This window comes from Colwellia sp. MT41 (assembly GCF_001444365.1).
In the GTDB taxonomy this organism is placed as follows: Bacteria; Pseudomonadota; Gammaproteobacteria; order Enterobacterales; family Alteromonadaceae; genus Colwellia; species Colwellia marinimaniae.
In genome coordinates, this window is record NZ_CP013145.1 from 299,005 (window position 1) to 310,261 (window position 11,257).

General features: G+C 41.8%; 10 protein-coding genes. 2 read left to right on the plus strand and 8 right to left on the minus strand.

Annotated elements, in window-relative coordinates; translation table 11 throughout:
- Positions 1–12: 12 nt before the first annotated feature.
- The 4 genes from CMT41_RS01295 to CMT41_RS01310 form a co-directional block, all read right to left on the minus strand.
- Complete coding sequence (locus CMT41_RS01295) at positions 13–1,158, minus strand: efflux RND transporter periplasmic adaptor subunit (RefSeq protein WP_058026133.1); 1,146 nt, start codon at positions 1,156–1,158, stop codon at positions 13–15.
- 112 nt (positions 1,159–1,270) lie between these two features.
- Positions 1,271–1,993 (minus strand): TetR/AcrR family transcriptional regulator, encoded by a 723-nt coding sequence (locus tag CMT41_RS01300; RefSeq protein WP_057179370.1) that lies wholly within the window; start codon positions 1,991–1,993, stop codon positions 1,271–1,273.
- Positions 1,994–2,229: 236 nt separating this feature from the next.
- Positions 2,230–2,553 (minus strand): hypothetical protein, encoded by a 324-nt coding sequence (locus CMT41_RS01305; protein WP_231732942.1) that lies wholly within the window; start codon positions 2,551–2,553, stop codon positions 2,230–2,232.
- A gap of 582 nt (positions 2,554–3,135) precedes the next feature.
- Positions 3,136–4,002, minus strand: coding sequence for a LysR substrate-binding domain-containing protein (locus CMT41_RS01310; RefSeq protein WP_058026134.1), 867 nt, complete (start codon positions 4,000–4,002; stop codon positions 3,136–3,138).
- A 218-nt stretch (positions 4,003–4,220) separates the two neighbouring features.
- On the opposite strand from CMT41_RS01310, the gene CMT41_RS01315 reads away from it, so the two are divergent.
- Both CMT41_RS01315 and fghA read left to right on the plus strand, forming a co-directional pair.
- Positions 4,221–5,387, plus strand: coding sequence for an S-(hydroxymethyl)glutathione dehydrogenase/class III alcohol dehydrogenase (locus CMT41_RS01315; protein WP_058028109.1), 1,167 nt, complete (start codon positions 4,221–4,223; stop codon positions 5,385–5,387).
- An 87-nt stretch (positions 5,388–5,474) separates the two neighbouring features.
- Positions 5,475–6,314 (plus strand): S-formylglutathione hydrolase, encoded by an 840-nt coding sequence (fghA, locus tag CMT41_RS01320; protein WP_058026135.1) that lies wholly within the window; start codon positions 5,475–5,477, stop codon positions 6,312–6,314.
- 110 nt (positions 6,315–6,424) lie between these two features.
- On the opposite strand, the gene CMT41_RS01325 is transcribed toward fghA, so the two are convergent.
- From CMT41_RS01325 to CMT41_RS01340, 4 genes are all read right to left on the minus strand, one after another.
- Complete coding sequence (locus CMT41_RS01325) at positions 6,425–6,817, minus strand: DUF2750 domain-containing protein (protein WP_058026136.1); 393 nt, start codon at positions 6,815–6,817, stop codon at positions 6,425–6,427.
- 109 nt (positions 6,818–6,926) lie between these two features.
- Positions 6,927–8,108 (minus strand): lipocalin-like domain-containing protein, encoded by a 1,182-nt coding sequence (locus CMT41_RS01330; RefSeq protein WP_058026137.1) that lies wholly within the window; start codon positions 8,106–8,108, stop codon positions 6,927–6,929.
- Positions 8,105–10,543, minus strand: coding sequence for an FtsX-like permease family protein (locus tag CMT41_RS01335; protein ID WP_058026138.1), 2,439 nt, complete (start codon positions 10,541–10,543; stop codon positions 8,105–8,107). Before CMT41_RS01335 ends, CMT41_RS01330 begins: the two co-directional genes overlap by 4 nt.
- A 4-nt stretch (positions 10,544–10,547) precedes the next feature.
- Positions 10,548–11,216: an ABC transporter ATP-binding protein gene (locus CMT41_RS01340; RefSeq protein WP_057179378.1), complete on the minus strand. Its 669-nt coding sequence runs from the start codon at positions 11,214–11,216 to the stop codon at positions 10,548–10,550.
- Positions 11,217–11,257: the final 41 nt, after the last annotated feature.

Here is an 11,257-nt window from a genome sequence, read left to right on the forward strand (position 1 = left end):
CATAAGCCCTTATTATTGTGTACTTGCATCGAGAGCAGGCGCTTTAGCGGCTACTTTGGCAGTTTCATCAGCCGCTTCATGGGCAGATTCACGGGCAAGGTATACTTTCATACCAGGGTATAATTTGAACGCGCCTTTATTGGCAACCAGCTGGCCTGCTGTTACGCCGGAAAGTATCATTACCCGTTCACCTTGTCGCTGGCCAAGTTTAACGGCTACTTGTTTCGCGCGATAGCTACCCTTACCGGCAGCTTCTAAGACAAAAACATAGTCACCTAAGGCATCGCGTTTTATCGCTAAATCAGGTACTGAGGCGAGTATAGCTTGCTTAGCAATGGGCACTATCACAGAGACCAAGGTATTTGGTTTTAATGCTAAGGTTGCTGATGGCAATTGTGCGCGGTATTTTAAATGACGTGAAATGCGTGATAACTGAGGGTCGATAGCTATAATTTTTGCTGTAAAATCAGCATCTTGATTCATTGGGCTAATTTTTACCATCGAGCCTAAACTTAGCTCTTGATAGCGTTGTGGCAAATGAAAATCAATCCAAGTAAAGTCATTAATACCAATAAGCTCAAGTACCTGGCTGTTTTTATCTAAATACTGGCCAACTTCTAAGTTATGAATACCAACCTTAGCGGTAAAGGGCGCAGTTAAGGTTTTTTTATCTATTGCCGTGGTAATCACAGCAATATCTGCTTGTGCTATTTGTACTGCCGCGCGAGCTTGGTCAACGCGTTCTTCACTAATGCCGCGATTTTTCTGCAACTCAATATTACGCGCTAGGGTCTGTTGCTGTAGCGTCAAGGTCGCTTGAGCTGCCATTAAACGGGCATCTTCGTCCCTATGGTCTAATACCAGTAACACTTGTCCTTCTTTAACGACACTGCCAGAGCTGGCATTTAACTGGGTAATTTCACCGGCAAGTTCGTTAATAAGCAGTAAAAACTTGAACGCTTGTACTTCGCCACTTATCTGAATATGCTGCTGATAACTAATATTGCTGACGGTTACCGCAGTAACTGTTGCTGCTGGCTCAGGCATGCTGGCAGCATGGGCTTTGGCCGCTTGTTGTAGTGATGATTTATAGCTATATAAGCCAAAAATAGTGCCGGCTAATAATATTATCACCACAAGCCATTTAGTTAGATTCATGATTGTTCCTTTATCCCTTTTTAAACGCTTAATTAATACCTTGAGCGTTTTTACTGTAGTGCGGTTAAGTTGTTTAATGATAGTTAATCTGTGCAGGTATTGGCCTTTAAACTTATCTAAGCCCAGCCTCTGTTAGGCGTAGGCATACTTTTTTTATGCCATCATCTGTTATTTTTTGCTGCCAATCATAGGTATTGACTAAGCGCTGCATGGTGCGAATATGTAAATTATCAGGTGCAAGCGCTAACATTTCTTCTGCTGGCTTGTCAGCTAGATCGTTGCGCCAGCATTGGTGTACACGTACCGTTTGAAAATAACCCAAGGATAACGACCAGCTGCCTATGTTTATCTCTTCAATATCTCGTCTACCTGAAATTAATTCACCGGAATCAGCGGCGGCTTGTAAAAATTGTTGAAACATAGTTTGGCAGCGCTCACCGCAAGCTATCATTTGTGTTAACCAACGCTGTGAGCAGCGCTTCATCATGGCTTGGGTGTTGACTATGCTTTCAAGCTGACTATCAAAGTTATACATTTGTACTTTGGAAAAATCTAACAAGCTGGTGGCAATAATGCGCTCGGGTGTGGTCAGGGGTAAAGCCAGTACTTTTTTAAAAATACTTTGTCGCTCTTGATACATGCGAGTGGCTAAGGCAATCAGTACATCTTCTTTGCATTGGACAAATTTATAAACAGAGCCCATAGACAGACCCGCCAATTTGGCAATAGCGGACATTGAAAAATCTAATAAACTACTGTCTTCAATAGCCTTGATTGCTGCGTAAATGATTAATTTCTCTTGTTCTGCTGCGCTAAATCTTGGAGCTGGAGCCATATATAAATCTTATCTTGTAATTGTATTCGAATGTTATTCAAATGTTAGTTTAACTAACTTTTTGTTAAGTTCAAGGACAAATACCTTATTATTAATAACATTTATCGATAGTTTGCCGAATAGCCGATTAGATAAACAGCCGATAGATAGAGCATGAACAGCTTTTTAGATTATGGAGTGCACGTTGGGGCAGTACCACAGCTCTTGTTAGAGGTAGTTTGTTAGCGGGGTGGAAATTAACTAACCTGTGCTTGTTCTAATTGCAACCAGTTCAGTGCCACATCACGATCTGAATAAATTCGTAAATTCCACTTATCAGCTCTTGGGATGGTATTAGCTAAATACTCTGTGTTTAATTGGCTGGCTATTTTGTAGACAATAACCGCTATCGCGTGAATTTCGCTTAGATTACCAATATTTATTTGTGCTTCAAAATCATAAGAATAAGCGTTAATTTTATTGATTAGTAACGAAAAAGGGCTATGAAGATGAGCCAGAAAAAATTCATGCAACTGCTTGACCATAGTAAGATTAAGTTCTACACCCTCGTTGACTATCACCTCGGCAATACTATCGCTAAGTAATATGATTCTGGCGAACGGTAGTTCATATAGTTTGATACCTTACTCCTACCCTTGGAAACGACTAACCATAAAGCCGCCTACCTTTCTAGTATAGCGAAAGGTCTAGCATTAAGGTTTGCTCGCTAAGCTAGGTGCACAGCCAGGTAATCGACTAATAATCTAATTTTGACGGACAGTTGTCTATTATGAGGATAAACAGCCCAAATACCCTCATCAGGCCCGCGGTTATCGCTAAGCTAGGTGCACAGCCAGGTAATCGACTAATAAGCTAATTTTGACGGACAGTTGTCTATTATGAGGATAAACAGCGCAAATACCTTCATCAGGCTCGCGGTTATCGTTAAGCTAGGTGCACAGCCAGGTAATCGACTAATAATCTAATTTTGACGGACAGTTGTCTATTATGAGGATAAACAGCCCAAATACCCTCATCGGGCTCGCGGTTATCGTTAAGCTAGGTGCACAGCCAGGTAATCGACTAATAAGCTAATTTTGACGGACAGTTGTCTGTTATGAGGATAAACAGCCCAAATACCCTCATCAGGCTCGCGATTATCGTTAAGCTAGGTGCACAGCCAGGTAATCGACTAATAATCTAATTTTGACGGACAGTTGTCTATTATGAGGATAAACAGCCCAAATACCCTCATCGGGCTCGCGATAATGGTCAAGTAAGCTGATTAAACGACCCTGCTCTATATAGTCTTTTACATAGTAATCGGGTAGTTGCACTATACCAATACCTTTTAATGCCGCATCAACTAAGCCATAACCCGAGTTGAAGCGGAGACTACCACTGACGCGGATATTTTTCTCCTTGTTATTCTCTCGAAAGCGCCAGTAATCTAAGGTGCCTAATAGACAATTATGTTGCTTTAATTCAGATAGGGCATGAGGAGTGCCGTACTTACTGATATAAGCAGGTGCCGCACAGACATAATTTGTACGTTGGGCTAGTTTTTTTGCCATCAAGGTAGAATCATGTAACTTGCCTAGTCGAATGGCGAGGTCATAGCCTTCATCAACTAAATCAATTTTTTGATTGCTTAAGTGTGCCATTACCTGAATATCTGGGTGTTGCAAAATAAAATCATTGATTAGCGGTAGTACTTGTTGCTCTCCATAAGTAACTGAGGCAGTCAGTTTAATCTTGCCTTGTGGAGTGGATTGTAAGTTGGTTATTGCCGTTTCAGCTTGCTCTAGTCCGTCAAGAATGACTCGGCAATGTTGATAAAATAACCTGCCTTCTTGGCTAAGTGATACTTTTCGGGTGGTGCGATATAACAATTTCACCTTCAGACGATGTTCTAATGCGGTGATCTGACGACTCACTTGTGCAGTTGATATGGCTAATTTTTTAGCCGCTAAGGTAAAGCTCTCTGCTTCTGCGACATAAACGAATTCACTGATACCTTGCCAATTCATGATTGTTACCTATATGTAAAAGTGATTTACTAAAATAGGATATTATCATTTAAGCGGAAACAAATATAATAGCCCTAATACTTTACTTGGCTAGAGTTATTTAGCGTTAGTTAAACCTTATTAGTAGATAAGCTTGTTGATAGGTTTAGCTTTTTCTTAATAGACTACACTTGATAGCCATACTACTAGCCTTTGCCAGCGATAAAAGCGAGAATACTATGCCTAAAAAAACGCCTGAACAAACGTCCGAACAAACGCCTGATCAATTTATTAAATCGAAAGCCGCCATTGCTTGGGGCCCAAATCAACCGCTATCCATTGAAGAAATTGATGTCATGCTGCCTAAAAAAGGTGAAGTACTGGTTAAAATCATTGCTTCTGGTGTCTGTCATACCGATGCCTTTACTTTATCAGGTGATGATCCAGAAGGCATTTTTCCGGTGATTTTAGGTCATGAAGGTGGTGGTATTGTTGAGCAAATTGGTGAAGGTGTTACCAGCGTACAAGTTGGTGACCATGTTATCCCATTGTACACACCAGAGTGTGGCGAATGTAAGTTCTGCCTATCGGGTAAAACTAACTTATGTCAAAAAATTCGTGAAACGCAGGGCAAGGGATTAATGCCTGATGGTACTACCCGTTTTTATAAAGATGGTCAGCCGATTTTCCATTACATGGGCTGTTCAACGTTCTCTGAATACACGGTATTACCTGAAATTTCCTTAGCAAAAGTTAATAAAGCAGCTCCGCTAGAAGAAGTGTGTTTATTAGGTTGTGGTGTTACCACAGGTATGGGCGCAGTAATGAATACTGCAAAAGTGGAAGAGGGAGCGACAGTAGCCATTTTTGGTCTTGGTGGTATTGGCCTTTCAGCGGTTGTTGGCGCTACTATGGCAAAAGCCAGCCGTATTATTGTCATTGACATTAACGAAAGTAAATTTGAGCTGGCGAAAAAATTAGGCGCAACCGATTTCATTAATCCAAAAGATTATGACCAGCCAATTCAAGACGTTATTGTGGAGTTAACGGATGGCGGTGTTGATTATTCTTTTGAATGTATAGGTAATGTCGACGTGATGCGCTCAGCACTTGAGTGTTGCCATAAGGGCTGGGGTGAGTCAATAGTTATTGGTGTTGCGGGTGCGGGACAAGAAATATCCACTAGACCTTTCCAATTAGTGACGGGCCGAGTATGGCGTGGCTCTGCATTTGGTGGTGTTAAAGGTCGTACTGAGTTGCCTGATTACGTAGAGCGTTACTTGGCAGGTGAATTCAAGCTAGATCATTTTATTACTCACACCATGGGACTAGAAGACATCAATGAAGCCTTTGAGCTGATGCATAAAGGCGAGAGTATTCGTAGTGTTATTCACTTTGATAAGTAGCACTTGGATAAATAGCCTTTATTCACTACGTTATTTTATCGCTGGTGTTTTGTTTGCTAAAGCACTAGCCAAAGCTAAGGATTTACTATGACCATAGAATGTTTAACCAGTAATAAAATGTTTGGCGGATGGCATAAACAATATAGCCATCAAGCCAGTAGCTTAAATTGCCGCATGCGTTTTGCTATTTATTTACCGCCACAAGCATCGAGTACCAATAAAGTTCCTGTGCTTTATTGGTTATCAGGGCTTACCTGTACCGATGAAAATGTTATGCAAAAATCAGGCATACAGCGTATAGCCGCTGAGTTAGGTATGGCTATTGTTGCCCCTGATACTAGCCCAAGAGGTGAAGGTGTTGCTGATGATGACGGTTATGATTTAGGCCAAGGAGCAGGGTTTTATCTTAATGCTAGCCAAGCGCCGTGGAATCGCCATTATCAAATGTATGATTATATCGTCGATGAGTTACCGGCATTAATTGAAGCAACTTTTCCGGTAAGTAATAAGCGTGCTATCGCCGGTCATTCTATGGGCGGGCATGGCGCGTTAACCATAGCCTTGAAAAATCCAGAACTGTATTGCTCCGTTTCTGCCTTTAGCCCTATCAGTAATCCCATCAATTGTCCTTGGGGGCAAAAAGCCTTTAGTGCCTACTTAGGTGATGATAAGGATTTATGGCGAGATCATGATGCCAGCGAATTGATGCGAAATGCTAAGCAATTCGTTCCTGCTCGGGTGGATCAAGGTGAAGCGGATAATTTCCTTAATGAGCAGTTAAAACCTGATGCTTTACTGTCGGCGGCAAAGAGCAATGGCTACCCGCTTGAGTTAAATCGTCATGAAGGTTATGACCATAGCTATTATTTTATCAGTAGCTTTATTGAACAGCAGTTACGCTTTCATGCACAATATCTCATTCGATAGCTAGCTTTTAGTCACAAAAAAGCCACCTAGTTACTAGTCATAGTCATTAAGTGGCTTTTTTATTGGTCGCTTAACCGTGTTAGTGCACCGATGCGTTTTTACTTTCGAGGCTATTTTCGATTTTGCTTTTTAGTTTCTTTTAGCAGCAACTGTTCAAATTCTTCAGGATATAGTATCAAGCCCTTATTATCTTGATTGGGAAAAACCACCAAAGCCAAGTCATCATCGGCCAGGCCCATGCTCCATCGACTGTACCATTTAGCCAAAGAAATCTCCTGAGGCTGGCATGCTTGCCACTCACCTGTCGCCCAACCCTGAGCAAATTCTTTATTGGGCCATACCGGCACACAATCCTCATCGTCAGTATTTAGCATCATACAGCCATGCTCATCAGTCAATAGCCAAATTTCTTTATTGCTAACGACTTGTTGTAGCAGGTAGTTTAAACGTTTTTCATCATCATAATTTTCTATGGTATTAAGCTGTTCAGTTGATATAGGCATGGGCAAGAAGGGCTGTTTGAAATAAGAGTAATTATTTTATCGTGTTATCTACACACTAACAACCGCTGCTTTACCCTAATTTTATTGCTTAACTACTGCCAAGTTGAGCTTACTTATTACTATACCCTGTCATTTCGACAAAACCTTGGCCTTGATGACTGCCACTAAAAGTCACCATACCTTCAAAGTACTCAATACCAAAGCGCATAATTTGTTGCTCATTAACTACCGTCACCTTGATATCGATATTTTCTTTCGCGATAAGTAATGAAAATGATTGTGGGTAGGGGGAGTTACTGGTGAGCTTATTGTCGTGACTGGTAAGGGATATCTCGTTCGAGGCGATGCTACGAATGTCACCATTGCGCGTCATTATGCTGGCATACAAATAATCTTCTTGCTCTGAGCGAGCACGAAAAACCATCAAGGCAGTATTGTCATTAAGGCGTAGTGCAAACCAGTCCCAACCTTGTTGATCTGGCCCTAGCGGTTGTGAAGACCATTCACGTTCGAACCAGGCTTGACCAGTCACTTTTTGCCAATTACCTTGCCAATAGACCTTACCCGTGACTTCTATAAAAGGCTGAGAATAATAGTGGCTGGCGATATTTAAACTCGGGTGTTTAATGCTAAAGCCCTTTTCGCCCTGCAGAAAGAACTCTGCTGTTGTGGTTAGATTCAGTTCTACTTGCCAATGGTTTTCTGTCTTAGTAACAATGCCTTTTTCTTTCATTGGCGCATTTATTGCCCTATCTACTGCGGCAACAGTTACTGCACTCGTTATTGAGCCGACCGCTGAGCCATAAACTAGGCGTGCCGGCAGTAAAGATGCTGTGGACTGCCATTGCCAGTCATCTATGCTGGCATTAAAGGGCTCAGCAGATATGTTGACGTTGCCTAGCTCTTCACGACCATGTCTATAGGCGGTGTTATGGCTTTGTGCATCCGCTAAAGCGGCATGAGCGAAGTACCAATGTTTATCGCCAACCGCGCGGCGAAAAAGGGTCCATTGACTTGCCAATGACTGGCCATGTTCAGTGGTTAACGTTGTGGTTAAATACCACCACTCTTGGCGATACGCTTTTTTCGGGGCATGGGCTTGTGGAAAAAGTATCTGATTATCCCTTGATGGACTAGCAAATTTACCGTCCGCATCGGTAAGGTATTTTAGTGGTTGACGTTTTTTTTCCTCTGCTTCATTGCAGCCAGTAATAAGTAGGCCACTGGCTAGCAAGATTAATAGCGGTTTTAAGTAATATTTTAAGCAATGCCTTAAGCAAAAAATTATCATGACAAACTGGCCCTGACATTGAGCTTATATAAGGGAATGGCTAATGCAGGTAATAATATCAATAGCCCAGTAATACTAGTGAGCGCAAATGGCGCGATATCTAATACTAGCGGCATTGACCAGCCAAATGAGGCGGGTAGCACTTTTGCTACCAAGGCTTTAGCCAGTAAGCCAGCTATCGGCCAGCTAAGTAAAAGCACACCAAAAGCTAACAATAGCCACTGCATTAACATATGACTAAAGAGCTCAATACGGCTATACCCCAAACTACTTAAGATGTGTAAATCTGGTTTGCGCGCCAATTCTAAATTGTTGGCTGATAAAAACAGGCCAAAGCAGGCGATAATGAGTAAAACAAAAGCGATTGCCTGAGTCAGTACAAAAGTTTGCTTAAATATTGCTAGTGCCATTGTTTTGATTTCTTCAGGTAAAAATATCTGTTCGTTATCAAGACCTAACTGCTCAGCTAACGCGGCTGTACTTAGATTATTACGGCCCTTAAAGTAGACACCGAAGCCATGTTCACGCCAGCCTGAAAGAGGAATTTCCTGGGCCTTTAACGGAATTTTGACCGAATAGCCTTGATTTCCATAGTCATAAAAAATGGCTGTTATGGTACAGGTGAGCTGTTGCAGGCCTTGCTCGACGGTGAACTGTTCATTTAAGGCTAAGCCTTTTTTCAGCGATAGCTGTTCGTTGATATAACAACTGAATTGTCCCGTTGCTTGCTGCTTGGACGACCTTGCTTTAAACAATAAACTATTTTGTTGTTTTGCCGACATAAGCGCATGAACCGCTAGGGTATCATTACCGTATTTGGCAACAGTCTGTTTAAAGAGCACATATTCATCAATATCATCTTGCTGTTTAAGCCAGGCCTCAACCTTGTTTTTTTGCTTGGGGTTATAACTGATAAAGAGGTCTGCACTTAACAACTGCTCTAAATAGGCAGTGAAAGCTTTTTCAAAACTGTTGACCATAAGCGCCGCAGAAATACTGGCGGTGAGTGCTAGGTAAAATGCTGCTAAGGGTAAATAGCGTCTACCCACTTGTTGGCGGGCATCTTTAACCACAAATTTGACTCGAAAAGAGCGGGTAAAATAACTCATGCCCTTAAGTAAGTAACTCAAGATATTAGGTAATAAGGCGACACTGGCGATTAATAATAGGCCATATTTTATCATTAATAGATGCCAGGAATTTTGTCCATAAACCTCAGGCCAAAGCAGGAAAACAGCCAGCAAGGTTACACCAATGGCCGCGCTTGCTCGGTAGTTAAATGGTTGAGGCACAATGCGGGCTGTTAGGGCGATTTTTGCTGAGCTAATAAGCCTAAACTGTTTTAATAGTGCCAAAAAAACGGCCACGGCAGAAATAGCGAATGCCCATAAGCTATATAACCAATGCCATTGGAAATGTCCGCTTTGTCTTAGCTGATAAAGCTGCTCTAAGGTTATGCCTAATATAGGCAGTAAGATTGACACCAAGGCAAAAGCGATGGCAATACCTATAATACTGGCGAGCAAGGTTAATAGCAAAGCTTCACATAGCATGACTTTTAGTATGCTGGTTAATTCTACGCCAAGTAAGCGTAACTTTGCCGCTAACTCGCCGCGTTTTTGCCATGCTTGATCAGCGGCTTGAAAAGCGATAAATAAACTGACGATAAAACCTAAAATGGCCAGTGCCGATAAATTTAAATGCAAAGCATCGGCAAAACCTTCTCGTTCTTCTAGTGACCAATCCTCTTGAATGGATAAATACTCTGGTAAAGCTGCGGCTAACCGCGCCTTTTCATCGGCGCTAATGGCGGTCACCATTAAATGACTAAAGCCTTTGATATCGGGAAATAGTTGCCAAGCAAGGGGTAAGTCAACTAAGGCGACTTTGCCCCAGTCATTGATTTGATTGTAGTTAACCTTTAATGATTGGCCATCAGCTAAGGTAATTTGCTTGGCATCATTTATATCTGTCGTTGAATTAAGCGTCAAGCCAAGGGCTTTGGCGTATTTGCTGCTTAGATTAATATGATGAGTGGTAAAACTTTTTGGCATGGCCAAAACCAGTGGCAGTATGTCTATGGCTCGGAATGATATTTTCTTACCGGAAGCAAGTGTTTTACCAAAAAGATGTATTGGCGCAAGTTGATAAAAGCCTTGGGCTTTTAAATGGCTAAAGTCATGGCGTGAAATATTGTCGCCGCTATTGGCAACAATATAAAAACTCACGGGAGATTTTAACCCCCTATTGGCTGCTTGGTATTGCTGCTCACTGGCATGATTTAATACCAGAATGCACAATAAAGTGCTGGTGGCTATGGCTAAACTTAAAATAAAGCCAAGGTTTAATAAGGGCTTGTTTAAGTATTCAGCTAAATGCGCCTTTAATACCAAGAAAAATTCGCTATTTGTTTTTGTGCTCGGTTTTGTTTGCATCAGCTTAATCAGTAACTAAGCGGATGGAAGATTCTTGTAAACGATAGATTTTATCCATACTAGCAGCCACATCGGCGCTATGGGTCACCATAAGTAAGGCGGTGTTGTTGGACTTAGCTAGCTGGACTAACTGTGCTACTACCTGGCTACTATTCTGCTGGTCTAAATTTCCGGTTGGTTCATCAGCAAGCAACAATTTTGGCTTACTGTTTAGCGCGCGAGCAATAGCTACTCGCTGCATTTCACCTCCTGACAAGGTGGCCGGATATTTTTTTAATAAATGGCTAATACCAAGTTGCTCTGCTAGTGCTAAACCATGCATAACATCATAGCGACCAGCGAGTTTGGCACTGAACTCAATATTATCTTGCACCGATAAGCTAGTAAGTAAATTAAAGTGTTGGAAAATAATGCCGATATGCTGTTTGCGTAACTGGCTAAGCTGCCTATCACTGGCTTGTGTTAAGGAGATACCTGCTACGGCAATCTTACCTTGCTGAATTGGCTCTAAACCGGCAATCAAGTTGAGTAGGGTGGTTTTGCCACTGCCGCTATCGCCCATCAAAGCCACACATTCACCCGGGGCAACGGATAAATTTAAATCGACTAATAATTGGCGATGATTATCACCATCGATGATTTGATGATTGAGTGACTGGATAAGTAAGGACAAAACACCTCCTGTTATTATTACGGACTAATGCGAGTTATTAG